General features: G+C 58.5%; 26 protein-coding genes and 1 pseudogene. 13 read left to right on the top strand and 14 right to left on the bottom strand.

Annotated elements, in window-relative coordinates:
* Positions 1–2 precede the first annotated feature (2 nt).
* Positions 3–531: pseudogene (locus THIARS_RS18960) on the top strand (DDE-type integrase/transposase/recombinase); the annotation flags it as partial.
* Between the two features lie 147 nt (positions 532–678).
* On the opposite strand, the gene THIARS_RS12420 reads toward THIARS_RS18960, so the two are convergent.
* The 4 genes from THIARS_RS12420 to THIARS_RS18300 form a co-directional block, all read right to left on the bottom strand.
* Positions 679–1,593 (bottom strand): glycosyltransferase family 2 protein, encoded by a 915-nt coding sequence (locus THIARS_RS12420; RefSeq protein WP_094161215.1) that lies wholly within the window; start codon positions 1,591–1,593, stop codon positions 679–681.
* A 493-nt stretch (positions 1,594–2,086) separates the two neighbouring features.
* The gene (locus THIARS_RS12415) at positions 2,087–3,259 is read right to left on the bottom strand and encodes a glycosyltransferase family protein (RefSeq protein WP_094161214.1); all 1,173 of its coding nucleotides are present in this window, start codon (positions 3,257–3,259) and stop codon (positions 2,087–2,089) included.
* Complete coding sequence (locus tag THIARS_RS18805; RefSeq protein ID WP_222423074.1) at positions 3,259–5,568, bottom strand: rhamnosyltransferase WsaF family glycosyltransferase; 2,310 nt, start codon at positions 5,566–5,568, stop codon at positions 3,259–3,261. The genes THIARS_RS12415 and THIARS_RS18805 overlap by 1 nt, the downstream gene beginning before the upstream one ends.
* 77 nt (positions 5,569–5,645) lie before the next feature.
* Positions 5,646–6,422 (bottom strand): glycosyltransferase, encoded by a 777-nt coding sequence (locus THIARS_RS18300; protein WP_141202409.1) that lies wholly within the window; start codon positions 6,420–6,422, stop codon positions 5,646–5,648.
* Between the two features lie 514 nt (positions 6,423–6,936).
* Between THIARS_RS18300 and THIARS_RS12400 the strand changes: the two genes are divergently transcribed.
* Both THIARS_RS12400 and THIARS_RS12395 read left to right on the top strand, forming a co-directional pair.
* A complete protein-coding gene (locus THIARS_RS12400) occupies positions 6,937–7,188 on the top strand; it encodes an AbrB/MazE/SpoVT family DNA-binding domain-containing protein (protein ID WP_094161213.1) in 252 nt (83 codons plus the stop codon).
* Positions 7,188–7,526, top strand: coding sequence for a type II toxin-antitoxin system ChpB family toxin (locus tag THIARS_RS12395; RefSeq protein WP_094161212.1), 339 nt, complete (start codon positions 7,188–7,190; stop codon positions 7,524–7,526). Before THIARS_RS12400 ends, THIARS_RS12395 begins: the two co-directional genes overlap by 1 nt.
* Before the next feature lie 276 nt (positions 7,527–7,802).
* Here the strand turns inward: THIARS_RS12395 and THIARS_RS12390 are convergent, their stop codons facing one another.
* Positions 7,803–8,243, bottom strand: a complete 441-nt coding sequence (locus THIARS_RS12390; RefSeq protein WP_094161211.1) for a PRC-barrel domain-containing protein — start codon at positions 8,241–8,243, stop codon at positions 7,803–7,805.
* Entirely contained in the window at positions 8,167–8,493 is a 327-nt protein-coding gene (locus THIARS_RS18955) for a PHB depolymerase family esterase (protein WP_245845991.1), read from the bottom strand. The genes THIARS_RS12390 and THIARS_RS18955 overlap by 77 nt, the downstream gene beginning before the upstream one ends.
* On the opposite strand from THIARS_RS18955, the gene THIARS_RS18950 reads away from it, so the two are divergent.
* From THIARS_RS18950 to THIARS_RS12355, 8 genes are all read left to right on the top strand, one after another.
* Complete coding sequence (locus THIARS_RS18950; RefSeq protein ID WP_245846005.1) at positions 8,419–8,661, top strand: hypothetical protein; 243 nt, start codon at positions 8,419–8,421, stop codon at positions 8,659–8,661. The two genes, THIARS_RS18955 and THIARS_RS18950, sit on opposite strands and share 75 nt — an antisense overlap.
* A 504-nt stretch (positions 8,662–9,165) precedes the next feature.
* Positions 9,166–10,227, top strand: coding sequence for a type III polyketide synthase (locus THIARS_RS12380; RefSeq protein ID WP_094161209.1), 1,062 nt, complete (start codon positions 9,166–9,168; stop codon positions 10,225–10,227).
* Between the two features lie 66 nt (positions 10,228–10,293).
* Positions 10,294–11,040, top strand: a complete 747-nt coding sequence (locus THIARS_RS12375; protein WP_094161208.1) for a class I SAM-dependent methyltransferase — start codon at positions 10,294–10,296, stop codon at positions 11,038–11,040.
* Positions 11,040–12,428 carry an NAD(P)/FAD-dependent oxidoreductase gene (locus THIARS_RS12370; protein WP_094161207.1) on the top strand — a complete coding sequence of 463 codons (1,389 nt, stop codon included), beginning with the start codon at positions 11,040–11,042 and terminating at the stop codon, positions 12,426–12,428. Before THIARS_RS12375 ends, THIARS_RS12370 begins: the two co-directional genes overlap by 1 nt.
* Positions 12,425–12,715 (top strand): acyl carrier protein, encoded by a 291-nt coding sequence (locus THIARS_RS12365; protein ID WP_186436675.1) that lies wholly within the window; start codon positions 12,425–12,427, stop codon positions 12,713–12,715. Before THIARS_RS12370 ends, THIARS_RS12365 begins: the two co-directional genes overlap by 4 nt.
* 79 nt (positions 12,716–12,794) lie before the next feature.
* Positions 12,795–14,048 (top strand): beta-ketoacyl-[acyl-carrier-protein] synthase family protein, encoded by a 1,254-nt coding sequence (locus tag THIARS_RS12360; RefSeq protein ID WP_094161205.1) that lies wholly within the window; start codon positions 12,795–12,797, stop codon positions 14,046–14,048.
* Positions 14,049–14,263: 215 nt separating this feature from the next.
* Positions 14,264–14,536: a hypothetical protein gene (locus THIARS_RS18295; RefSeq protein ID WP_222423073.1), complete on the top strand. Its 273-nt coding sequence runs from the start codon at positions 14,264–14,266 to the stop codon at positions 14,534–14,536.
* A complete protein-coding gene (locus tag THIARS_RS12355) occupies positions 14,527–15,588 on the top strand; it encodes an integrase (RefSeq protein ID WP_094161204.1) in 1,062 nt (353 codons plus the stop codon). Before THIARS_RS18295 ends, THIARS_RS12355 begins: the two co-directional genes overlap by 10 nt.
* Before the next feature lie 245 nt (positions 15,589–15,833).
* On the opposite strand, the gene THIARS_RS12350 is transcribed toward THIARS_RS12355, so the two are convergent.
* From THIARS_RS12350 to THIARS_RS12340, 3 genes are read right to left on the bottom strand one after another with little or no spacing between them, the layout of a single operon-like run.
* Positions 15,834–16,343: a hypothetical protein gene (locus THIARS_RS12350; RefSeq protein ID WP_141202407.1), complete on the bottom strand. Its 510-nt coding sequence runs from the start codon at positions 16,341–16,343 to the stop codon at positions 15,834–15,836.
* On the bottom strand, positions 16,340–16,750 hold the full coding sequence (locus THIARS_RS12345) for a hypothetical protein (RefSeq protein ID WP_141202406.1): 411 nt from the start codon (positions 16,748–16,750) through the stop codon (positions 16,340–16,342). The genes THIARS_RS12350 and THIARS_RS12345 overlap by 4 nt, the downstream gene beginning before the upstream one ends.
* 17 nt (positions 16,751–16,767) lie before the next feature.
* Positions 16,768–17,727 (bottom strand): hypothetical protein, encoded by a 960-nt coding sequence (locus tag THIARS_RS12340; RefSeq protein ID WP_141202405.1) that lies wholly within the window; start codon positions 17,725–17,727, stop codon positions 16,768–16,770.
* Positions 17,728–17,864: 137 nt separating this feature from the next.
* On the opposite strand from THIARS_RS12340, the gene THIARS_RS12335 reads away from it, so the two are divergent.
* The gene (locus THIARS_RS12335; RefSeq protein ID WP_094161200.1) at positions 17,865–18,110 is read left to right on the top strand and encodes a hypothetical protein; all 246 of its coding nucleotides are present in this window, start codon (positions 17,865–17,867) and stop codon (positions 18,108–18,110) included.
* A complete protein-coding gene (locus THIARS_RS12330) occupies positions 18,107–18,511 on the top strand; it encodes a type II toxin-antitoxin system HicB family antitoxin (protein ID WP_094161199.1) in 405 nt (134 codons plus the stop codon). Before THIARS_RS12335 ends, THIARS_RS12330 begins: the two co-directional genes overlap by 4 nt.
* Before the next feature lie 83 nt (positions 18,512–18,594).
* Here the strand turns inward: THIARS_RS12330 and THIARS_RS12325 are convergent, their stop codons facing one another.
* The 5 genes from THIARS_RS12325 to THIARS_RS12305 all read right to left on the bottom strand — a co-directional run bounded on the left by THIARS_RS12325 (position 18,595) and on the right by THIARS_RS12305 (position 25,274).
* Complete coding sequence (locus THIARS_RS12325; protein WP_094161198.1) at positions 18,595–19,521, bottom strand: hypothetical protein; 927 nt, start codon at positions 19,519–19,521, stop codon at positions 18,595–18,597.
* A 189-nt stretch (positions 19,522–19,710) separates the two neighbouring features.
* Positions 19,711–20,292 carry a hypothetical protein gene (locus THIARS_RS12320; RefSeq protein WP_141202404.1) on the bottom strand — a complete coding sequence of 194 codons (582 nt, stop codon included), beginning with the start codon at positions 20,290–20,292 and terminating at the stop codon, positions 19,711–19,713.
* Between the two features lie 66 nt (positions 20,293–20,358).
* On the bottom strand, positions 20,359–23,028 hold the full coding sequence (locus THIARS_RS12315; RefSeq protein WP_094161196.1) for a DEAD/DEAH box helicase: 2,670 nt from the start codon (positions 23,026–23,028) through the stop codon (positions 20,359–20,361).
* Between the two features lie 7 nt (positions 23,029–23,035).
* Positions 23,036–23,731: a CTP synthase C-terminal region-related (seleno)protein gene (locus tag THIARS_RS12310; protein WP_094161195.1), complete on the bottom strand. Its 696-nt coding sequence runs from the start codon at positions 23,729–23,731 to the stop codon at positions 23,036–23,038.
* Positions 23,732–23,753: 22 nt separating this feature from the next.
* Entirely contained in the window at positions 23,754–25,274 is a 1,521-nt protein-coding gene (locus tag THIARS_RS12305) for a site-specific DNA-methyltransferase (RefSeq protein WP_094161194.1), read from the bottom strand.
* Positions 25,275–25,565 lie beyond the last annotated feature (291 nt).

The raw sequence follows: 25,565 nt of genomic DNA, 5'->3' as shown, positions 1-25,565 counted from the left end.
ACGGCCGCGCCCGAGCGCCGGCCAAAAACCGGCCGCCGAGCACGCACATCGCCTCGGTGCCGGGGCAGGTTTAGTGCTGGGATATGACCTACCTGCCTGCCGAGGTCGCCGGGTGCTGGTACTACCGGTACCTGATCCTCGACCTGTACAGCCGCAAGGTCGTCGGCTGAGTGGTACACGAGCGCGACGACGCCGATTACACCGCCCATCTGGTGCGCCGCACGGCTTTGGCCGAGGGTATCGCTGCCGGCGCGCGTCACCAGCGCCGATCCTGCATGGTGATAACGGTGCCACGCTCAAGGCCACCGCCATGCTGGCCATGCTGAACCGGTTAGGCGTCAGGCCGTCATACTCGCGCCCGCGGGTCAGCGACGCCCATCGTCATAGCGGCCTGCGTTACGTCAGCCCCGGGCAACGCCATGCCGGCACGAAACCGCCATCTTGGCTGCACGACACCGGTTGTACACCGCCGCACGCGAGCGCAACCCGGCGCGCTGGTCACGATACACCCGCAACTGGACGCCCATTGGCTAGCAGTTTCGCTGCATACTTTTGAATCCAATGGAAAAAACAAAAAGCAACCAGGGTTTAGGTACAAAGCGCAACCGCTTCGCGACGAGATAAATTGCGACATCTCATCTTGCTTCAGATTCTACGAAACTGTGGCGAATGAGATAATTATTGTTCGCCACTGTCTTTTCCCATATTTCCTCGAAGCCCATCGCACAAGCCGCGCAGGATCATCCTGATAACAGTCAGTCGCTGTGGATGAAACAGGGCCATGAACCCGAAAATTTGCATCAAGCGCGTAGCGTCTACGCGCTTCCATTCAGCTGAAGCTTGAGGTTGTTGCCTCAACCAAATGCTGTTGCGGAAGATGTAGTAATAGCGAAACGGCTTGTGGATTGGCACCTCGCGCCAACGTCCCAGCCAGATGCGCCGCCGCCATTCGCCAAGATCATGCTCCATTACTGCGGTGCAATCACCAAAGACGCGGTAACCCTTTGTCTGCGCGCGTAGCACCCACTCTGTGTCCACGTGGTCAATGAACAATCCCTCATCGAACGGCCCGACAGTATTCACTACATCGAGAGGAATGAGTGAGCCGGAGGTGATCAGAAAGTCCACCTCAACGGGCTGCTCGGGCGCATGGCAATCGATTCGCCCCACACGCCAACCTGCAAAGATCACATGATGCGAGAGGCTTCCACTCTCTCGGTCGATAAATCGCGGGCCAATGGCCGCTACTTTTTCACCGCGTGCGCACAAATGTCGCAGACCGCGGGAAAGGTCCGATACCATGCTGGCAGAAGGAATACTGTCCTGATCCATCAACAGAACTGTGTCACAGCCAGCAGCGCGCGCCTCGCGCATGCCATGGTTCAAGGCTGCACCAATGCCAAGATTCCGCCCCAACGAGAGTAGTGCTGCGTTCGGTCGCATCATCATGAGCGCGGTCAGCTCCTTGGTGTTTGCTGAGCCATTGTCAACGGCCACAATTCGGTCGACTTGGCGACACAATGAAGACAGTACGATATTCAAACGCTCAAGGTCTGGGTTGAAAGTTACGATAATCGCAAAAATATTGGCCATATACCGAGAATTTGAACGGTCGACCTATGCAAAATGCCATCCAAAAAACACATCAATTATGCCCCATTATCGAGAAAAGAAGAATTCGATCCTCGGTTGCCGCGATCCTGGCATGGACAGCTAGGGGGAGACATTCGATGCCATGGAAAAACGGGAGAGAGGTTTCGAATTTTGTGGGGCTGACTATTTACAAACTCGGGCGCCCGCGATCTCAGAAGATCTGATCATAACTCGCTCCTCAAGGGCTAGTTATTCGCAGTATGTTCCCACCGCAGCACCTTACCGGTCGGGTGTTCACTTGGCTATTGATTCCGCCCACAATATATCACAAATATGATAAACCAGAGGGCATTTTATTAATTCCAAATCCCAAACAATTAATTATTTTATTCTAGACAAGCATTAATGCATTCAATTTCAGAACATCTCACGCGCAGCAGCCAATTGTTTTGCAATGGCCTATCCTGATCATGTGTCGTGCTTTCCTAATAAGTTAGCGTCTCTCCAGATCAAGCGCCTTTATTATTTTTTCACGCTGATTATAAAAAGCGTACTTTAATTGTGCATCGTCATGCGCAGTTGTAGCCATATCTTGGTAGGCCCCAATATTTTCGATTGCCCGTTGGATAACAGAAGCCCATTGATGCGCTTGCGCAATATAGCCATTCTCACCATCTCGAATTGCTGCGGCATAGGTGTGTGCGGGCGAAGCAATGCTTAAGGTACCGACGATTGCAGCTTCAAAATATTTGAGTTCGGATTTACAGTTGGTGAAAACATTCGACTGTAATGGCATTAGATTAAATTCGACCCTACCAATCGACTGCTGCAAATTTATATAATCCTGGAATGGCTGATATTTAACTCTGGGGCCAAAACGATTCAGAAAAACCCCAGACTCGATATATCCAGCAATCATAAGATCAACTCGCGGATCATTGTCCATAACTTCCTCCAATGCCGTCGTGATGATTGCATAATCCAAATTATGGGAGGGCGAGCCACTGAAATATCCAATACAAATTCTACCATCCCGCGCGAACTTAGTTGATTTTTTTGATCTAAAAATAGATTCGGACAAGGCCAGTTGTTCCTTGTTAATAAAGTTGGGCACCACGCTAACAGGCATACCCGAGTACTCTGCGATTCTGGTTGCAAGATAGTCGTTAGTTGTGATTGCACTATCACACAGGCGCAACGCCTCGCCCATGCGGCTGGTATAAGCGAACCAATAATCCCATAGCGCAGAATTATCCACATCTTGGTCTAGCGTATCCATGATGAGATGAGCATAACTAGGGTTGAAAACAAAGTCGTCTATATCAAATAAAACCCGTTTGCCCTGGATTTTAAATTTTGCCACCAACTGGTTTATCCGATGGCAGTAACGTGATCTGCAGATCACGAGCAAGTTGGCCTGGTCTGCGATTTCATCGATTCGGTGCAAATCATCTAGAAAGAAGTAGCTCGCTGATACAGCGCGATCGGTTTCATCATTTAGTACTTGTACCATGTTGTAGGCGCGATAACGAAAGGTACTATTATTCGCGGTCTCGTAAAAATAGGCGACACGGAGCTTGCCACGTGCAAGTTCTTTCAGTCGTTGATGCAGTGGCAAGACCCATGGATCAGTAAACGGCACTGCTGGCATATCCAGCAAAAACATTATACTACCCCCGATAATTCTTTTATGATATCGGCGAATGAACTATGCCAATCGGTGAAAATTTTATTGTTGCGATAATTTTGCTCTCGCAGATGAGAATCCATTGCAATGATCACTGCCTTCCTTAATCCTTCGACCAATGAGTCCTTATCCATTTCCACACAAATCATATTTGGCGAATACATGCTCAAATCACGCTTATTGGCAAAGCGATTGGTAACTACTATTGCTCCACTTGCTGCCAGATCCAAAGGGGGATAACTGGGGTGCGGCGTGTACATCAGACTCAAGCCGATGTCGACAGTGCCAACAAACTCTGCATATGCTGACCAAGGGAGATTTTCCATTTTTGTCGGCACGTATCCATTACAAAAAGACACGTTTGGTATATCCTTGCCGACCAGAATAATTTCCCATTGATCAAGATCCAGAACCTGCTGCGTGATCGCCTGCTCAATAACCTCAATACCCAGATAAAAAAGGTTTCGCAGATTATTCGGCCTCGCATAAAAAAAGAATTTTCGTTTTTCCCCCTGGGCTTTTTTTCGGGGATAAAAAACCTTAGCTGGAAATGCCGGCTCAAACCACTTACCCTGTACTTCGATGTTATCTAGACCGCTTTTCACTAAGTGGTCGAACAATAATTTTGTATTGATCAAAAATCGGATACTACGGTTGCTCAATATAGATTCGCACTGAAATCGATCATCGCCAAATGGATAAAACATACGCTCATCTTCTTGCAATAAATAAATGATAGATTTATGCGAAACACTGCGCAAAGTTGCGGCAGTAGTCCACCAAGAGGTAGTGATGAACAAATCGTCTTTAGCAACATCGATCTCATACTTTTGATCATAAAGGGCAGCGAATTTGAACTGGATTTCTTGCTCCAGTTTAATGCCATAGAGTGCCAGAATGCCGTCGATATTCGCTGGCTGTGCAGGTTCAGTGCGCGTGACGATTCGTAATTTTGCATCCAACTTGTTGGCAAGAAGCGCCGCAAATATCAGAGCGGTCCCAACCCCGCCGAATAAACTGCTACTGCCGACGCTATCGGTTACTACATTTACGCGGCGAATCTGCTGCGTCGGTGGGAGCGAATATATCCTCAGCGGCGTGAGGGCTGCAAAATGTGAATTTATTAGATTATGCACACTAATACCTTCCGAATTTTCATGACTTGCAAAGTCATTTGAAGGGCGGTGTTGTACTTGGACTATCCGCTGTTTAACCCCAGCCAGCCCTTCGCTGCGCAATACTTTAATAGCCTTAATTGCTGTACTTGCCGCTCCCCTGCGTTGGATCAAGCCGAGACTTATCCGCCAAACATGTCCAATTTTTTTAAGCTGATGGCCAATGTAACGCAGAGGTTTAGTGATCTGCCAGCTTAGCATCTCCTCGCTTACAGCGGCCAGCGCAGTGACCTGCCCTTCGCGCCCGGCAACGGCTTGACTGAGATTCACAATCTGCGCGTCGCGTTCGACCACAACTTGGTTAAGATTCGCTATCTCTCCTTCGAGCTCGGCTACGGCTTGCTTGAGGCTGGCGATCTGTCCGTCGCGCTCGGCCACTGACTGAGAGAGTGCAGAAATGTGGCTATTGCGACACATGTCTTGTGCTATCGATGCCCCAAGCTTGGAGAACAATCGTGAGATAGCTTGCTTAGCATCTCCTTCAGTTTCTAATAGATTTTTTAATTGCACTGGAATTTTATCACCAACTGCCAATACTCCCAGGCCATGCCCATGAAGAAATTCATAATTGGGGTAATTTTCCTTAAGTTCACTCCACAAACGCCAAACACCAAAATCACGTTCTCTGACATTGGTATCGTGAAATAGGACTACTCCAGCCCGGCTAATTTTCGGCAGCCAATTTTCGAAATCATGCTTAACAGCGTCATAGGTGTGCAGCCCATCAATGTGTAAAAGATCAATGCTTCCGTCCTGAAAATGGTGTGTAGCATCATCAAAGGTCGATTGGATGAGACTTGAAAAACTGCGATACTCGGCATCATGATGTTGCCGTAAGGTATGCAGCACCTCTGGGCCATATATTCTGGAGTGCTCATCGCCCTGCCATGTATCCACGGCGTAACAGGCTGTCGGCAATTTTAGATCTTCTACAGCTTGACAGAATGCGCAGTATGAGTCACCATAATGCGACCCAAGCTCAACAAAAATCTTTGGGCGTAGTAATGAAATGATCGCGAAAGCGAAGGGGATATGTTCTACCCAAGCACTGTGCCCCGAAATATATTTCGGTTTCTCGAAGCAACTTGGATGATCAATTGGATTAAATATCATTTTGAAAATATTCGTTCAAATGAACAATTTCTGCGCGAAAGTGGCGCCGAAGAAAGCAGCTGAGCCAGCGATGGAGATCACGGGATTTTTCGTTTCCTTGTTTCGATTAAATTGGGTAAAATATCATATTTTCCATGGAATCCCCAAGTCATCCAAAGCCTCAATATGCTAGATAAGTGCCAAAGAAGATGCAGTGGCCTACGCTGACTCTTGCGTTGTGTGAGATGAATTACTTGGGCATCAATAATTCTGTCGATATTCATCCCAGCCTTTAGAATTCGGAGACTTAAATCAACATCCTCGCAATACAGCCGATAACGCTCATCAAAACCATTGACTGCATCAAAGATTTCCCGACGAATAAAAAGAAAAGCACCAACAAGCCAAGTTGGTTTGTCAGGCGACTTACACCCAGGGAGCCTGCGGCGGATGACTTCAAATGGCGTCACCATGCCTCTGTTCGGTTCTGCTTCTCTTGTGTCGGGCTGAATCAAGAGCGGAGCCAGCATGCCAAGTTTGGGATCAGCCTCGCCTGCAGCAAGCAATGCTGGGAAAGGATCACCAAATGTGAACTCCAGATCAGGATTTAATACGGCATACCAAGGAGTCTGGCAATGCTGGAACGCCTGATTGTGGTTGGCGGCAAACCCCAGAGGTTTGGGGTTGTGAATCTGGATGAGAGCAAAGCTCGCATTTGGCGGTTTCGGCAGATCTTCATAAGCCAAATTGTGAGTGATCACCACGGTCTTGATGTCCGCATTTTTCAAACCTGCAAGCTGCTCTAGAACGCGCGATACCATATCTTGTTGCCCGTGGGAAACGACCGATACGGTGATGCGGGACTCTCTTTGCATGGATCAAGACGGCACGCTGGCTCAGATATGCGACCGCAACGGCCCTTGCACTTGCCGAAGGCCGGGTTTGCTGGGGGCTTGCGCTAGGCGATTGATTTCAGATCTCTGGTTGTAACCTAATATTGAAAGTATAACCACTCCAAATTTCGCCGGCCGGAAAATATCACTCCTCGGTGGGTGCCGTGAAGCTGCTTAACTGGTGTCAACAGGGCAAGGTCTCAGCGCCCCTCCTGTACGCCATAGGTTGATCTGAGGACGACGCGTGATGAAACCTTTTGTACCAAACTGGCTAATTGAACGGATTCTGACCCAGGCTGGTTCGTGATCCTGACCAGCATACCGCCCTGCCTTGTCTATAAATTTCTTCGCTGCAGCGAGTTCGTTACGCGGAAGATCACAGGTTATTCCCACGCTGGAAGCGATGTTCCGTGGTGCGGCCGCAGGTCAAACATTGTTTGACCTGCGAGGCAAGACGCTTTAGAGTGCGTACAACAATGTTGAACCGGAGCCGTGAATGGAAGTTGTGCTGAAGAAGATGGGCAATAGCACCGCGCTGGTGATGCCGCCGCCCGTCCTGAAAGATCTGAGCATCGGCGTGGGGCAGCACCTTTCGCTGCACACCACGGCCGATGGCAAGATTGTCCTGACGCCCAAGCGCAAGTTCAACCTGACCGACATGATCGCGCAGTGCGACCTGAAGGCGCCGCCGCCGGCCGACTTGGCGCTGTGGGATGTGGCGAAACCCGTGGGCGGCGAGGTTCTCTGATGGCTGTTTTCGACCGAGGCGACATCGTGACCGTGCCGCTGGACCCGGCCATCTGCCATGCGCAGCGCGGCACGCGACGGGCGCTGGTCCTGACGACGAAGGAGTTCAACAAACTCGGCGACGTGCTGATCGCGCCCATCACCCAGGGTGGCGACTTCGCCCGCTACGCCGGCTTTGCCGTGTCGCTGACCGGAACCGGCTGCAAGACCCAAGGCGTCGCCCTAGTGAACAAGAGCCGCATGCTCGACCTGGCCGCCCGCAAGGCCCGCAAGGTTGAACGCGCGCCGCAGGAAGTCATCGACGACGCCCTTGGACGCCTGATGGCCCTGCTGAATTGATCCGGAGGAAGACCATACGGAAGCAGAGTTTTTTGCGATCGGCACTGGCCGGAGGTCTGCATCCATCGCGCTTGAACGCCGACGAGCGCTCAATCACGCGCATGCGAATCCTTCCGTAAGCACCCCCACCAGGTTGTCCAGAATCAGCAAGATTGTCTTGCCCGTGTCTTTGACCAGGGACGCGAAAAATTCAATCAGTCTCTCGTGGGTGAAGGCGAAGCTTCGCCCTCACCCTGAGTGGCGTTCGGGATACCCCGTGGCGCCTAGCGGGCGCCCTTACAGGACACGAGCCGTGTCGGACTTGGTGCCGTAGTAATTGTGAATGCCAGTAGTCCAGGTTGGATCCATCATATTGGGCCAGTTGTCCTGGGCGAAACCCGGGGCGTTTTTGAGGCGTTCCTTGTCGACATTCAACACGAAATATTTGTGGTCAGCGTCAAGTTTCAACGCACTCCAGGGCACGGCGAACAACTTCTCGCCCATGCCAAGAAAGCCGCCGAACGATAGCACCGCATATTCAATGCGGCCACTGCGCATGTCCAGCATGATTTCCTTGATCTCGCCCAAGTTCTCCGCCTGCTCGTTGTGCACATCGGTGCCGATCAGTGTGTCGGCGCCCATCAGGCCGTTGTGACCGCCTTCATGCAGGGCACCCACGCCCCCGCCATTCGGCCGGTCTTTGTACATGCCATAGGTATCGCGCTCTTTGTAGTTCATGTTCATCTCGCTTCAAGAAGTATGTTGAGAATTGACCCAAGCGCTCGCATGGGCAGTGCCAGGAAACGCTGGTCAAGAACGTAAGCCCCTCGAAACGTGGCGTCTGTTCGGTAGTGAACGCTGCATGTATCGCTCCTTGATGCAATAGCTTGCTCGGGTAGAGCACGAAAAATCCTTGCTCACCAGCCCTGGCGTTCATCCCCGTGCCGGCGGCGAAGTCCTCAGGGCTCTGGTTGCCGCCATGCAGCATGAGCACGAACGGCAGCGCCGCGGCTTCATGCATGGCTGGGATATAGAGCTTGTCGCAGCGCGTCGTGCCGGCATGCTCGCACACGCCGTCGACGAAGGCGCTGCGGTGGCCCGGCGTCCAAATGACGACGACGGCACCACGTGGCAAGCCTGCGCCCCAGGGCTGTGAAGCCGACCCTGCGAAGGCGCATGCATGGTTTGCCACTGCATCCGTGCTTGCCGTCATGGATGCATGAGTGTCCTCGGGCTCGAATCTGGCCCCGGTTCAAGGACCGGCGACCGTCCTGGTCCACGCATCTGGCGTTCAATCCGTCTTTCGAGCGCCAGTTACATGCTGACAGGCGGGAATGCTTGCAGCGTTACTTGGCTTGAGCCCTGGTCGTCTGCGCGCAAGGCAACCAAAGGCTCGCATGCCTGGCCGCAGATGGACCAACCCGATGTTGCAGCTTGCTCGAAGCCCACGTGTCGTTCACCTGTTCCTGCCCTTGATCCGCGCCTGACCTGCGTTCGCTCGCGCACAGACCACATGCAAGCTGCGTCCGTACATTGCGTCCGGACAAGTCCACACGCTGTGGTGCCCGCGTGGCGGGACGCTTGGCTTGAGTTCTCCCGCCAACGCCTTCCGCTCACTCTTTTACTGCCGCAGTTTTCGGCCCCAATGCACCCAGCACCCATGTACTTTCGTGGAATCGGTACCGCTACGCCACCCGCGCGCTACACCAAGGCCGAGTGCCTCGACGCGTTCCAGCAATCCGACTGGTTCGCGCGGCTGGACGCGCGCTCGCACTACCTTGCTCGCACCGTCCTGCAGCGCGACAACGGCATGGAGGCGCGCCAGCTTGCGGTCGATACGCTGGGCGACGTCTTCACCATCGACCCGAACACCCTAGCCCAACGCTTTCTCGCCAACGCTCCGGTGCTGGCGACGCTGGCGGCGCAGCGCGCACTGGCCAAGGCCGGCCTGGAGCCGAGCGACATCGGCGCGGTCGTCGTCAGCACCTGCACCGGCCACCTCTGTCCGGGGCTGTCGGGCTACGTCGTGGAGCGCATGGGGCTGCGCGCCGATGTGCAGGCCTTCGACCTCGTGGGCCAGGGCTGTGCCGCGGCGCTGCCCAATATGCAACTTGGCCGCGCCTTGCTCGCATCGGGAGCAGCCGAGCATGTGCTCTCGGTTTGCGTCGAAATCTGCAGTGCGGCGATGTTTCTCGACAACGATCCCGGAGTCCTGATCAGTGCCTGCTTGTTCGGCGACGGTGCCGGCGCGGTGGTGCTGTCGAACACGCCGAATGCCGCCGGGCCGCGCATCGCCTGGACAGACAGCATGTCGCTGATCGACCCGACCGAGCGCAAGGCACTGATGTTCGAGAGCCGCGACGGCATGCTGCGCAACATCCTGACGCGCGCCGTGCCGTCCCTGGCCGCCGAGCATGCGCGCCGCGTGCTCGACACCGTGCTGGCGCGCGCCGGGCTGGGCATGGGTGACATCGGCACCTGGATCATGCATGCCGGTGGGCGCGACGTGCTGCTCGCCCTGGAACGCGAATTCGGCTTGGCGGCCGAGAACCTGCGCTACAGCGCGTCGATGCTGCGCCAGTACGGCAATTTGTCCAGCGCCTTCGTCTACTTCGTGCTGGAAGCGGCGCTGGCGGACGCGGCGCCGCCGGGTTGGTGGTGGCTTTCATCCTTTGGCGCCGGCTTCAGTTGCCACGGCGCGCTGCTGGAGGTGACGGCATGAAGCCCTCGGCTCATGCCGTGCTCATGCCCAGCCTCGACATGAGACTCAACGATTGCTGGCCTAACCATGACGCCTCTGCCGCGCACCGTTCGTGCTGAGGCCCTCGACGGCTTGGTCGAGGACGACCCCGTCGCCATGCGCTCGCGCCGCGATCTGCAGCGGGTGCACCGCTTCATGGGAACACGTTCCATCGTGCTGCGCGCCTTGCGCGGCTGGTCCATGCCGCGCGGCGCGGCCACGCCCTTGCGCGTGCTCGAACTCGGCGCCGGCGATGGCAGCCTGATGCTGGGCGTGGCCCGCGCCCTGGCACCGACCTGGCCACGCGTCGAACTCACGCTGCTGGACCGCCAGGCGCTGATCACCCCCGCAATCATCAAGCAATATGCCCAGGCCGGTTGGAACGCGACGAGCCGGACCGTTGATGTCCTGGACTGGGTCGCCGGGCCGACGGCGTCCTTACCGATCAGCGGCCGCCCCGAACACTGGGACGTCATCATCGCCAACCTGTTCCTGCACCATTTCGAGGAGCGGCAACTTGCCACGCTGTTGCGTGCCATCGCGGCGCGCAGCGACCACTTCTTCGCCTGCGAACCGCGCCGCGCCAGGTTTGCGCTCGCGGGCAGCCATCTCATCGGGACCATCGGCGCCAATGCCGTCACGCGCCAGGACGCGGTCCTGAGCGTGCACGCCGGCTTCCGAGACGGCGAACTCACGTCGCTGTGGCCGACAGGGAACGGGAGTTGGAACTTGCAAGAACATTCCGCCGGCCTGTTCAGCCACCGCCTGCTCGCCGAGCGCTCCAGGACGAGCTGATGCAAGCGCCTCTCGACGCCATCATCATCGGTGCCGGGCCAGCAGGCTCGGCCGCCGCCATCCTGCTGGCGCGCGCCGGGTGGTCGGTCGCGCTGGTCGAGAGACAGCGTTTTCCGCGCCGCAAGGTTTGCGGCGAATGCCTCGCCGCGAGCAATCTGCCCCTACTCGACCATCTCGGCATCGGGTCCGCCTTCCATGCCGCGGCCGGCCCCGATCTGCGCCAGATCGCGCTGCTGCGTGAGCAACAACAGGTGCTGGCGAAACTGCCGGGCGCGGCGCAGAAAGGCCAGCGCTGGGGCCGTGCGCTCGGGCGTGAAACCCTCGACACGCTGCTGCTCGAACAGGCCCGCGCGGCTGGCGCGCAGGTGCTGCAACCCTGGTCGGTGCAGGCGGTACGCGGCGGCAGGGGCGACTGGGCCCTGGAGATGCGCGAGGTGGAAACCAACACCCTGCTGACGCTGCGTGCGCCGGTGGCGATTGCCGCGCAGGGCTCCTGGGAGGTGCTGCCTTGGGAACGCTCCCGAGACCGTCCCTGCGAGGTTGATGATCCCCAGTCGGACAGCCGCGCGTTTGCTCAGGGCCGGCCACAGCGCCAGCGCTGCGACGCCGATCTGTTCGCCTTCAAGGCCAACTTCCATCACGCCGCACAGGCCGAGAGCCTGCTCTCGGTGCTCGCGCTCGACGGCGGCTACGGCGGTATGGTGCTGGCCGACGGCGGCATCACCACTGTGGCCTGCTGCGTGCGCCGCGACCGGCTCGCCGCCTGCCGACGCGACGAACCGGGGCTGCGTGCGGGAGACGCTGTCGAAGCCTGGCTGATGCGCACCTGCGCTGGCGTGCGCGAGGTGCTGGGCCCGGCGCAGCCCGATGGGCCGTGGCTGGCCGCCGGGCCGCTCGCCCCCGGTATCCGACTCGGCGCTGGTGACGCCATGTTCCGCATCGGCAATGCCGCCGGCGAGGCTCACCCGATCGTGGGCGAAGGGATCAGCATGGCCCTGCAATCGGCGTGGCTGCTGTGCACCCATCTGCTGGGGCCGCAAACCGACGATACCGCGAACGCCTGCACTGCGTTTTCCACGACGACCACGGCCATGCCACACACCAGCATCCGCAGCGAGGCCTGGCAACGTGCCATGGCCCTGCGCTATGCCACGGCCTGGCGGCGCCAGTTCGCGCCGCGGCTGTGGCTGGCTGCGGCCTTTGCCCACGCGGCCATGCGGCCGACGGCGTCGGCACCACTCATCACCCTTGCGCGGGCATGGCCCGGCCTGCTGACGCAAGGCGCCAGTTGGAGCGGCAAAACCCGGGGCATCGCCAAACCGACGGCGCTGGCACCCTCTTCCAGCCGAGACAAAGCCACGTTCAACCCACGCGAGAAACTGCCATGACAACGACCTTCAAGCGCCTGTGCGTCATTCTGGTGAAGGATTACAAACTCGACCCGCAATTGCTCACCCCGGATGCCACGCTGGAAAGTCTGGGCCTGGATTCGCTCGGCGCCACCGAACTTTTTTTCAGCGCGGAGGATGTGTTTAGTGTCACCTTCCCGCCCGAGCCGGTGCCGCTGCTCTCGCTCGGCGATGTGGTGCGCTACATCGACACGCTGCTTGCAGAACAACGGGGTGGCCAGCCCCAGGCGACGCCCGCCGAACCTGAGGCGCAGCCAGTGAGATGACCGCCACCCTCACCCGCCCACGAACGCACGCCCGTCACGCGGAGCGTGGATGCTGGCAGTTACTGAACGGGTTGTGCACATGAGACGGGTTGCAGTCACTGGCATTGGCGTGCTTTGCCCGCTGGGCAAGGGTGTGGCCGAGATTGACCGCAACGCCCATGCTGGGCGCTCCGGCGTTCACCGCCTTGAAGCGCCGTTTGCCCATCGGTTGATCGCACCGCTTGCCGCCACGGTACCGGGGTTCGACGGCGCGCAGCATTTCGATCCGCCCAAGCTGCGCATGCTCGACCGCGTCAGCCAATTCGCCCTGGTGGCCGCGCGCCAGGCTGTCGATGCCGCAGGCGGCGGACTCGACGTCTGCGACCGCAACCGGGCCGGTGTTTTCGTCGGCACGGGCATGGGCGGTTGCCTGAGCAACGACGCGGGCTACCAGACGCTTTACGGCGAGGCGTCCGATCGCATCAAACCCTACACCGTGCTGCTGGGCATGCCCAATGCGCCCGCAGGATGGATCGGCCTGGAGTACGGCTTGCTCGGCCCCAACCTGACTTACTCGACCGCTTGCGCTTCGTCGGCCGTGGCGATCGGCGAGGCCTGGTTGCGCATCTCCTGTGGCAGCTTGGATTTGGCCCTGGCCGGTGGCGCGGAAGCCCCGCTGGCCTTCGGCTCCCTGAAGGCCTGGGAGGCGCTGCGCACACTGGCCAGCATCGACCCGGTCGAACCCTCGGCATCGTGCAAGCCGTTCTCGCAAAACCGCAGTGGCATGGTCCTCGGCGAGGGCGCGGCCATGCTGGTCCTGGAGCCCTGGGAACAGGCCATCGCCCGGGGGGCTGCGATTCACGGCGAAATTCTAGGCTACGGGCTCAGCACCGATGCCGGCCACCTCACCCGTCCGAGCGTCGCGGGCCAGGCGGCAGCGATGCGTGGCGCGCTGCAATCCGCCGCGCTCGACCCGCAGGACATCGACATGATCAACGCGCACGGCACAGGCACACAGGCCAACGACGCGGTGGAGACGGCTGCGATCAAAGCGGTGTTCGGCGCCCGTGCCCCGCACATTCCCATCAGCGCGACCAAAGCCATGCATGGTCACCTGCTTGGTGCCGCGGGCGCACTGGAATGCGTCTTGTCGCTGCTGGCCCTGCGGCACGGCACCGCCTTGCCGACCATGCACATGCAGGATCCGGACCCGGCGTGCGACCTGGACTATGTGCCGAACGCCGCACGCGAGGACGTTGCGGCCCGCACCATGCTGTCGAACTCGTTCGCCTTCGGCGGCACCAACGCCGTGCTCGCGCTGCGCGCGGCATCGCCCACAGCACGCAAGGCCTAACAAGGCGGACCACTGTTGGCGCCAATGCCAATTTGAGCCATGCGTCGAGTTTGCGGTGAGCCGGTTGGAGCGCGCCGAAATTCAAGCCTGACGGCGCGCGCAGTTCGTCTGCCGTGGCTCACTCCCCCATCGGCATGTGGCTCAAATCGGCATCGGCGCCAACAGTGCTTGGGCACAAAGACCCCCGCTCTACGCAACGCTACGCGCACCTCGAGGTGGACACCCTCGGAGCAGCCATCGAGACCATAGGAAAAGCAGAAAAACGCACACGCACACCGCGCTCGCCGGAAATAACAAAGCCCGCAGAAGCGGGCTTTGTTATTGATTCACTGGCGGAAAGGGTGGGATTCGAACCCACGGTACGGAAGAACCGTACACCGGATTTCGAGTCCGCTTTCAATGCCTTTTACAACAATAGGTTATCGAATTCCAAGGGGTTTTTGGTGCAATTTTGGTGCAGCGCTGGCAGAATTGCAGCATGGCCATGATCGAGAAGCGGGGCGAGCTGCAATGGCGTGCTCTTGTGAGGAAAAGGGGGTTCCCTACCCAAAGTCGCACCTTTACAACAAGGCGCGATGCCGAGGCCTGGGCAAGACAAACCGAAGCCGAGCTGGACCGGGGCCTCTTCATTCAGCGCCGCGATGCGGAACGGACCAGCTTCGACCAGGTTGCGAAGCGATTCATCAAAGAGTACGCCCCGCATCACTACCGGAGCCACGGCTGGGATGAGCTTCTGTCCAACGTGCGAGCGCGGCTTGGCAAGTACGCGCTGGCGGCGATCACACCACAGCTCGTGGCCGAGTACCGCGACAAGCGCCTCACCGACCCCGACCCCCGATTCAAAGACGCTGCATCCGCTCCGCGTGTCTCAGGCGCCCGCATCAGAAAAGAAATTGACCAGCTGAGCAAGGTGCTCGATGTCGCATCCAAGGAGTTCGGCATCGCCCTACCCTCCGGCAATCCCTGCAAGCTCGTCCGCCGACCGGCGCCAGGCGGCGGACGTGAGCGGCGCCTTGTGGGAGACGAAGAGCTGCGCCTGACCGATGCCTGCACAGCGAGCAAAAACCCATGGCTTCTCGCAGCGGTGCAGCTGTCGCTCGAAACCTCGATGCGTCAAGGCGAGTTGCTGTCGCTCCGTTGGGAAAACGTCAACACCAAACGGGGGGTAGCCTTCCTGCCAATGACCAAAAATGGCGAGGCTCGCGCCGTACCCCTCTCCCCGACAGCGATTGCGGTACTCGACACGCTACCCAGGAACATTGACGGCCGAGTCATACCTCTGAAAAAGGAGGCCCTGCAAGGAGCCTTTCGCCGAGCGTGCGCACGAGCCAAGATTATCGGATTAACCTACCACGATCTGCGGCACGAGGCGATTTCCAGGCTAGCTGAGCGCGGCGACTTCAACGTCATGGAACTGGCGGCCGTGTCCGGCCACAAGACCTTGCAGATGCTCAAGCGCTACACGCACCTGCAGGCGGAGAAGCTTGCACAGAAGATGGCCACACCCAATACGTCCAAGGGAGCCGCCGACTCGGCATGAGCGGCCAGGCCGCTGGTCTAACGCTTCTTCGCTGCCGGCTTGGCGACACCTTGCCGAACAGCAACCGATTTATCCGCCATCACCTGGCCACCAGCAGACTGGCCTTTGCGCAAGGCCTAGCTTGCATTGGTGAATGCCCGCTCGGGAGCAATTATGCCGAGTTCGCGAGAGGACTACCGGTGAGTCGTGAGACTGAGGCGGCGCACTCGGCAAACCACGGCGCACCGTGCGTTGGCCGAGAATCATTAAATGTCTTGGTCAACGCCCGTCATCCACCTGTCAACGGGGTTATAAATGTCAAAGCCCGCACGCAGGGAGTCATCATCATTGTCAAGGCTTCTCGGCTCAACGCGAGTCCCACTAGCGCCCCAGAATCCCTTTGATGTGACGGTCACAACAAGCATGAAGCCAAACACGCCGACCGGGGCCAGCACCAAACCAGCCGATCCGCCGCGATCCGCCGCGTAAATGGCGACAGCCATCATTGCACACCCAAAAACGGCCAGGTAAACCCGAAAGATGGCCTTGGCGATCCTCGCCGCCCTACCCTTCTTTTTCGTGCGATTGCCCTTGGCATCGACGCTACGTACATTGATCATTGCCTGAGTGATAGGCGTTATCGAAACCACCGTTTTTGGCGATGTTGCTATCTGCATTCCTTGCGTGCAATCGGGCTGGCACTTTGTTTTTCTGGGCGCCTTTCCTGCAGTCGCCATCAGCGCCGCTTCCAGCGCCTTTTGATCTGCTTTACTCATCGTTCACCTCCCGTCGATGCATCCTCATCCTTGGGAAACCAAGGCGCATGCTGGACCGTTCCGAACCACTGGAACTGCCCGATGGTTTGCTTCGCAACCGCAAGGATCGCTCGCGTCACTTCATCTTCCTCGCTCAGCCATTCGCTGATCTCGATATTGCACATGCTGGTTTTGCAGTCATAGAACACAGCCTTCACGTTTTCATGCAGGCCCGTCTTGTGCAACCCTGCCGCAAACTGCATCATCTCGCACATGTCGGACTGATCCCCATGTCGGCTGGCCAAGGTGATCCCGAAAGCCATTCGGTTGTAGCTTTTGCGCGCGACCTGGGCCACGTAAACATCCCGCTTGATGCGGGCCTGGCTGGATACGCCTGAGTTGATAGCTTGGATCGTCGCTTGCTGCATCACCGACTTCCCCATCGTCACTCGGCAATCGAAATGCTGTCCAGCACCTTGCCATCCTTGACGATCACCCACTCGGGGCCGTTGTCATCGGAGTAGGTGTTGAACACGGCGTACCAGTTCTTCAGGAACGGCAGCTTGCGCTGCAGATCGCTGATGTCGCTAACGCTCAGCATCTTGTTGCCGGGCAGGCCGCCAACACGCACATAGAAGTTGTGCATGCTGCTCTTCAAGCCGACCACGATGTTGCCCTGGTCGCCGGTCTTGTCCTCGTCGGCCGCCATGTTCAGCGCGTGAACCCACGTGATCCGATAGAAACCCGGCGACGTGTTGAACGTCGCACCGGCCATGTTGAAATCGAACGGACGCTCGGTCTGCGGCTTGCGGGCCATGTACACCTTGCCCTTGAACGCCAGGGGTGCGTAGAACGTGCCTTCGTGCATGGCGGCCAGAATCTGCATCTGCTGTTGCAGGATCGGGGCCATGGCACTCAGCGGCTCATGCGCTTCCTGTTCGGTGTACGGGCGAAAGAAATCCGCCTGGGCAACATTCATGTAGTCGATGGGCGTCGAGGAAAACAGCCGCTGCAACAGATCCGCCCCGATCATCACGCCGCCCAGACCAGGCGCCCCGGCACCGGACGCGAGGCCAGCGGAAGAGATGTTAAGCATAGAGTTGGCGTTGGCCGTGGGGGGATCAACCGCCGGGCCGACATGCTGCTGATCTGAGATCGACTGCTTGTACTCCTGCGACAGAGCCAGCGCCATTCCAGGCCAGTAAGACAACCACGACGCCTGGATTGGCTTGAGGCGTTCGCCAGCCTTCAGCGCTGGGCCGCAGCTCGATCCACAAGACAAGAATGTCTTCGCATCCAACTGGGACGTAGGCGGGAGTTGGCGGAACATGCTGCTAGAGGCGCAGCCACCGAGAAAAACAACGGCGGTCAAGGCCGCCGGCAAAAGCAACTTTTTCAGGGTCATGTCTTGTTGTTGGTTTTTATTGGTACTCCAAGAAGTCTATTGTTGACATTCCGCTAGGGTTGTTTCGGTGCGTAACGCACCAACGTGGCCTCAGTCCCCCTTGACAAGTAGTGTCGTATGCGACACCATACATACGCATGAGCACGCACGAAAAAACGCTGGCCAAGATGCGCAATAACCCCAGGGATTGGCGCATCGACGACCTCAAGGCGGTCGCTGGAAAGTTCGGCATTGCGTGGCGCAACGATGGTGGCAGCCACTACGTGTTCTCGTTTCCCGGTCTGGATGAGGATGTCTGTGTGCCAGCGCACCGGCCCATCAAGCCGATCTATGTGCGCCAGTTCGTGGCGCTGGTCGAGCGTGCGAAGGAGTCACAGTCATGAGCATGAACGAATTGAAAATTCCCCGCGTCGAGCCGACCTATCCTTTCGAGGCCTACACGCATATCGTGGAGCCGCTGTCCGAAGAAGACGGTGGGGGTTACGTCATCACCTTCCCCGACCTGCCCGGCTGCATGTCGGACGGCGAAACGATTGATGAGGCGATTGCCAATGGGCGCGACGCATTCTCGGCGTGGGTGTCGGCCCGCGTGCATCAAGGCAAGCCCATCCCGAAGCCGACCAAGCATGGCGAGGCCGCCGAGCCGGTCAGGCTGATGCAGCGTCTGCCGAGAAGCCTGCATGCCAATCTGGTGGCCAGGGCCAAGGCCGAGGGAACTTCGCTGAATACCTTGGTGACCATGTTGCTGGCTGAGGGCCTTGGCAGGCGCGAGCACCATGCTTGATCCAAGGGACATCAATTCTGCCGTGACACAGAGAAGCGAACCCTGATACGCAACGTGCCGCCGACACCGGATGGGGCCATCAGTCAGGAAATAACCGCATCCGAGGAACCGTCGCCAGCTTTGGCGAGGACCCCGACCAGATAGTTGATCAGCGAAACCGCCTTGAGGCTATTCATTTGGGTGCCATAGTCGAACGACTCCCCATGCAAGACCAAATGTCGATTCAGTTCTCGCCAGTCTGTCAGGCCCTGGTCTTGAATCCTGCGCTTTCGGTCTCCTTCGCTCGCGTTGATCGGCAGAACGTTCGCCAATGGGCTAAGCATCGCCGTTGAGAGCGCATCGCGGGCGCTAGCAGTGACATGGAGCGATGCTTTCGGCTTCCCAGTTGCGCGATCCTTCATGAAGAGGTGATAGCCCGTCAGGTCTAGGCATGCACCGTCCGACTGAGCAAGCAGCACAGGGACTGACAGCTCAAATTCCCCGCGACGATGCGCCGCAAATGCCGCGCGAAAAATCTTTTCTCGATTGGGGAGAGCCGCGATGAGATGGCCCTCAATGTCATTCAGGCGATCTTCATAGTGCTGAGTCAAGATCGAATCGACCTGGGGAACCTGGCCATCTAGCAACAGTTCCTCCAGGCTCCACAGGTCAGATAGCCCTAGCTCACCATCGAGATACCAGCCATTTTCGCCCAGCGTCAATAGCGCCGATTGAAGCCCCGGGGGCATCTCGCGGAACGCGACAACCATTTCGGCAAAAACCGGAGCCAATCGATCCGAAATAGCCTTATACCATTGCCCGACCTGCTGGAACAGATCAGGCAATTTGATCAGCGCCGGACGGCATTGCTCCACGATGCTGGCGTAGCGCTCTTGGAAATCTTCTATCGCGGATTTGAAAACCTCCTTGGCTGCGGCATGCTGCTGGCGCTCATACTCATCAATTGGGAGACCTTGTTTGATTCTCGCCTCGATCTCCAGCAACTGCCCCAAAATCAGTGGCTTCGGCATGTCCGGGCCTGCGCAATGAACTCGCCAAGTTCGGCGCATACCGTGTCATCTACCTTCTGCAAGCGGACTTGCCCTTGCATGATGACGTCCACCTTGGTTCTCTTCTTCATTTGGGATGGCATAGAGGGATACCCGTCAAGGCGTTACTTTTCACTTATGTGTAAACGATTGATAGATATGTGCTCGCTCTCAACGCCTAGGCAGTTTGAGCTTGCCGGCCTTTTCAAGATCCCCTGTCCTTCGCGCCTCGTTTGCGAGCGCGGCGAGCATACGCAACGCCGAGATCGGACTGCCGGCTAACTCGATCAGCCCCTCGATGCGTTTGTCGTCAAAAGCAAGCGCGCTGCCAATCTCGAAGCACAAGGCACGCGCCTCGTCTATTGTCGCTCCACCAATCTTGGCCAGCGACACCTTTTTCGGTATGCGTTCAATTTCGCGATCCCGGAAGAACTTCTTGATCTTGTTCAGTAGATCAAGAGTTCTTTCCGCGAAAATCACCCAGGCTAGTCCAGCCTCGCCAGCCATTTTCAGGGCCTCGGCGGCCCCTTGCACCTCGATCCAGCCCGGAGAGTTGTACTGGATAGAAATCACTATCAGACGAGAGTCATGAGGGACTGCGGCATAGAGGCGCTCGTTGAATCGAGGACCGATGTACTCGCCCGACCAAAAATATGTGCTGATCTGAGCCCTGATGTCCTGCGGGACGTGCTCTGGCGAGATTGCGATCCAGTAGTAGTAAGCGTATGTGAGCTTCAGGCTTGTGCTCAGCATGGCGAGATCCTCCAGATCCCACTCACCGTCCATCTCGAACCGCAGACTCGACATTTTGCGCCCCCTTCACCCGATCTTCGCCCTCAACTGCCCCGCCACATCCCGCCCCTGTTCATCGCGCTTCACCGCGAACAGGAACAGACAGCGACCACCGCTGCTGCGCTCCCACTGCTCACCCGCTTGCCGCTTCTCGCGCGAGTCATCGTTGGTCTCGTAGGGTTCGCCCTTGTATTCGACGACCAGGATGCGTCCGTCGGTCAGCTCGGCCACGAAGTCCGGGTAGAAGTAGTCCGTGGCGGTCGGGAACCAGAACGAACACTTGGGCTGACGCTCGATGTTGCGCACCCAGAACTTCACCTGTGGATGCGCGTCGATCAGCCTGGCGCATTGGAACTCCTCGGAATCCCGTCCGCTGGGGGTCTTCTCCCGCAGATCATGGATCACCGGGTAGAAGTGCTTCTCGAATTGGTAGCTGCCCCGGTAGACGTTCCTGGCCGGATATTGGCCGGGCTGGAACCGGAAGCTGTGCGGAGCTGCCTGTTCCGCCGGCGGCACGGTCATCTCCGGCAGCCGCAGCTGAAACCCCTGCGCCACCGCGTTCTGCCGCAGCCGCTCGATCTCGCGCTCAATGGCCTGCGCAAGCTGAAACCGCGCCCGCACCAGGGCCGTGAGAGTCATGCTCCGGTCATGGAGCAGGTGGCCCACCATGCGCACCAGATAAGCCTGCATCTGTGGCTGTGACACATCGGGCTGGCGTAGCGCCCGGTCCAGCCAAGCCATCAGGTCCTGCTCGGACACATGGCTGGGCGCATCGTCAAGGTGCAACTGGGCGGTGTCGATCTTCCGGTATTCGACGCGGGCGGCGTTCACGTCGATCTGGAAAGTGTTCACCGTCTCGATGATGTTGAACCCGGCCAGTTGCGCAGGTTGACTGGCCAGGTTCCAGGCGCCCAGCCCGGTCAGTGTCTCCCGCTCCACGGTTTCCAGGTGACCGTCCAGGTTCAGGCAGAGCTGTGGGATGGGGATGAAGGTCTCGCCCAATTGCGCCGGGGCGCGCATGGCTTGGCGCATGGCGCGGAAGTCGTCGAACTGATCGCGCACCTTCTCACGGTCTTTGGCGGGAACGGTGTTCTCCACGAAAGCCTGCGTCTGCGCCAAGGTGTCGGCGCTGACATCGCCCCGCAGGATGACCGTCGCCCCCTGTGTGGTCGGGCGGATCTCCACGGCTTGCCGTACCTGTTCCGGCCAGTGCTGGGTGTCCGGGGCTTGGGAGACCTGGAGGGTGAAGTCGGGAATCGCCTGGGGAACCCGGCCTTGTCCCCCTTGCAAATCCAGCGACGTTTGCGGCAGCAAGGCTGCTGCAGCCTCGAAGCGCTCAAAGCCCATGTTCTGCACCATGCGGTCTTTGAGCGTGGACGCCGCCTGGGCGAAGTTCTCGGCAATGATGTGGGCATAGGCCTTGTTCAGGGCCTTCTGCTGCCTGGAACGGGCATAGGGCATGCGCAGCACGCGCCCGAGCAACTGTTCCACGTCCTTGGCCGAGTTCACCGATTGCAGCGAGGCCAGCACATAGGCAAAGGAGCAATCCCAGCCTTCCTTGAGCGCTTCCACGGTGATGACGTACCGAATCTGACAGGCACGGTCGAACAGGTCGATGCCGTCGAGTTCTTTTTGCGCCCCGGTGGCCACGGCGATCTGGTTCTCGGGGACGTGATGCTCTTCGATCAGGTATTGGCGCACTACATCGACCGTGGCCTCGCTGCCCTTGGGAGCAGCCTGGATCAGGACGATGGGGCGGATGTAGTCGGGCTCAGTCTGTGCCGTGGTCTCCAACTGATCTCGGGTTCGGATGGCGTCGGCCACACAGTCGCGCCAGCCTTGCGGATGTTCGGCCAGCACGATGGGAAGCTTGATCATCTGCTCGGCCTTGAGCTCCTGGGCGCTGACGTGGTGCAGCACGTTGTTGCCGGCAACTGGCGTGGCGGTGAGTTCGATGATGCAGCTCGGGTTCACCCGCCCGAGCGTCTGGAAGAAGCGCTCGGTGCGGTTGTTGTGCGCTTCGTCCACGATCACCACCGGGCACTGCAGGTGCAGCCAGTTCGCCACGGAATACTTCACCCGCCCGATGTCCTTCTCGGTCAGGTAGGGCTGGCTTACCAGATCGGCAGGGGTGACTTTCTCCAGACCCTGCGTGAGGCGGGGCGGCAGGTTGTCGAAGTGCGGGGCCAGTTCCTCGAAGAAGGCATACACATTGCGCTGCGCGGTGTTGCTGACGTTGAAGGACTGGATGGTGGCCACCACCACGATGGCCGCCTTGCCTACGTCCTGCGGGCTGATGGTCTGCAGGCTGTCGAGGTCGCACACCTGCACGCGGTCGCCGAAATAGTGGGCGAGCGCCTGGCGGTAGGGGTGGCGCACATTGGCCAGGGCATCAAGGGTCTGGGTGCGGATGGTGTCGGAGGGGGTGAGCCACAGGGCCACGGGCGCATCGGTATCGAGCAGCGTGCGCGATGTCGCGGCGATGCAATGGGCGGCCAGCAGGGTCTTGCCGCCGCCGGTCGGGATGCGCAGACACACGGCGGGGGTGTCGCCGAAAATCGGCTGGTAGGGAACGACACGCTCCTGCCCCGCCAGGGTGGCGGCGAATGCCGAAGCCACGGGCTGGCTACGGCAGCGCTGCAAAAACGCGGTGAGCGCATCAAGCGTCTGCTGCTGGTAGGTCTTGAGTTCAAGCATGGCAAGCTCAACCTGCGCAGGATTTCAGGAACGCCGAAGCAAGGGGGACTGACTCCCCCCTAAGCGCGGCACGCTCAGGCTGGAAAAGGGTTGCGACAAAAAACGGATGCCCGTCAAGTTCAATGGCTCGCACCTCTCCTGATGGATCATCGGCTGCCGCGCGCATCGGTCCGCCAAGAAGTGCCGAGCGAAACTCGGTGTTGAGGCCATAGCGGCATCGATACCCTTCGGTTGTCTCGCTCGCGCGGTATATCGCGGCAAGACGTGATCCAGGAAAGAGTCGCACCTTCTCGGTCGCTTCAACCAGCGCGCATTCAAGCAACGAGATCACGCTTCGCTTTGCCTCCGGTGCGGTCTCTGCATGATCGGCATCCGCCCATCCAAGCACGTTGCGCGCATATTCAATGACTGCATGTTGAAAGCCGCCACAAGTTCCAAGAAATGGGACCGCTGCCTCGCGGGCGTGCCGTATGGCCAGCAGTGCTCCGGCCATATTTCGATACGGACTCGCCGGCACGCACCACAACCCATCAAAACCTGAAACACGCGAGCCATCGACAATCTCATCGGTGGGAACCCATTCGTACACCGTGACAATGCTCAGCTCGTTCCCCGCCTGGTCCAGCGCTAGAGGAATGGCTTGATGCGCCGGGACCGAATCGTCGCGATCCCCGATCAATCCGATAGAAAGACGTTTGTGCATAACGGTGTCGCTTTCGTAGTGGTCAGCGCATCTTGATGTCGTAGGGGATCTGCTTGAAGGTGATGCCCTCTGCCGCGAGCCGCGCCGGGCCAAGGCGGCTGCTTTCGCCGTAGATCACCTTCGGGCCAGAGTGCGCGGCCAGAGTGTGCAAGTGCTGCAGAACGGGCTGGATGAGCACATTGCCACCATCGGGCCTGCGGTCGCCCAGAATGCCGTTGTAGAGCAGGTAATACGCCGTGCCGTTGTGGATGCCCAGAAGCGGCGAATCGAAGATCTGCGTGCCCGGCTCGCCCACTTCGAGATGCCAGACATAGGCGGCGAGCGTGGCAAAGCGCACGGCAGCGTTGATGTGGCCGTGGGCGTCGAAGGCGGTCTCGCCCAGGGTGTAGAAGCGGAAACCGCCGCCGCCTTTCCAGCCCACGGCTTCGCTGATGCCGCCCTGCTCGCCGTCGATGACCTTTTGCAGGCGAGGGATGCAATGGGTGCGGGCATGGTCGCCCATCTCGATACCGATCCAGCGACGGCCCATCTTGTGGGCCACGGCGGCTGTGGTGCCGGAGCCGAGAAAGGAGTCGAGAACGAGGTCGTCGTTAGACGAGGCAACTCGAATAATGTTACTTATCAACAGTTCTGGCTTCGGCGTCCCAAATGGGGTTTGCCCTGGAAATAGCGCCATCACTTCGCGTTTCGCATCTTGAGAATGTCCGGCTTCTCCATGCGGCCAAATGCTCCTTGGCACAAGTCCGTCTTGGACTTCACGCAAGAACAGCTTGATGGCAGGGATGTTGTCACCTTTCTCACCAAAAGCGATCCGGTTATCCGCAACCATCGCCCAAAAGTCAACTTCCAACATTCGCCAGTGACTTCCTTTCGGCGGCGCAACAGATCGTCCAGAAGGCGTGGTGATCGTATACATCAGACCGTCGTGACGCTCCTCAGCAGCGAAGATCGGCCCTAAGCGCCAGGGCCCCCGAGGGTCGTTGTCTGGATTGGAATATTTGCTTGCGCTCGTCTCGGACCTAGGTAAGAGGTTCCGTACATGTTTCCAGTCCTCCCCTTTTGGTGAGTAGCAGAGGATGTAGTTATGGGCTGGGGAGATCGCGGCGGCATTGCTACGGCCATAGAAATTCTCCCAGATGATCGTCGCAATAAACGACTTTCGTCCGAACACCTCGTCCATGAGGACTTTCAGGTAATGCCCTTCTCGCTCGTCAATAGCGACCCAGATCGAGCCGTCCTCGGCCAGCAGCTCCCGCAACAGCACCAGGCGCGGATACATCATCGACAGCCACTGGCTGTGCTCCAGCTTGTCGTCGTAGTGCTCGAACGCGCTCTGGGTGTTGTACGGCGGGTCGATGAAGATGCATTTCACCTGGCCCGCATAGAACGGAATCAGCGCCTTGAGCGCCAGCAGGTTGTCGCCTTGGATCAGCAGGTTGTCGGCGGCATCGCCATAGGTCTGTTCTTGGTGGAGCAGGTGATAAGGCACGTCGCGCGACGTTTCCTTGGCCTGGTTCTTGTTGACCCAATCGAGGAATGGCATTTTTTCTTGGTGTGTGTTCTGGGCGAGGTCATCGTAAGGGATGCGACACGCTACGAATGGATTGTGCAATCCAACACTGTTTTTTGGCGTCCGACCTCAGAAATTGGATTGCACAATCCAACCACAGCCCAAGCGAGGGGGGCAGTGCCCCATGCACAAAAAACCCGGCGCAAGGCCGGGTCTCTGTAGAGCACGAGTGCTTACTGCGCATGCTTGCCACGCCGTTCACAGTTCGCACGATCCCTCGGCTTCAGATGCGAAACCGCATACCAGACCATCCCTATGGACCCT

The organism is Thiomonas delicata (assembly GCF_900088825.1).
In the GTDB taxonomy this organism is placed as follows: domain Bacteria; phylum Pseudomonadota; class Gammaproteobacteria; order Burkholderiales; family Burkholderiaceae_C; genus Thiomonas_A; species Thiomonas_A delicata.
Note: the sequence above shows the minus strand (reverse complement) of the source record. Positions and strands in the feature narration are given on the sequence as shown.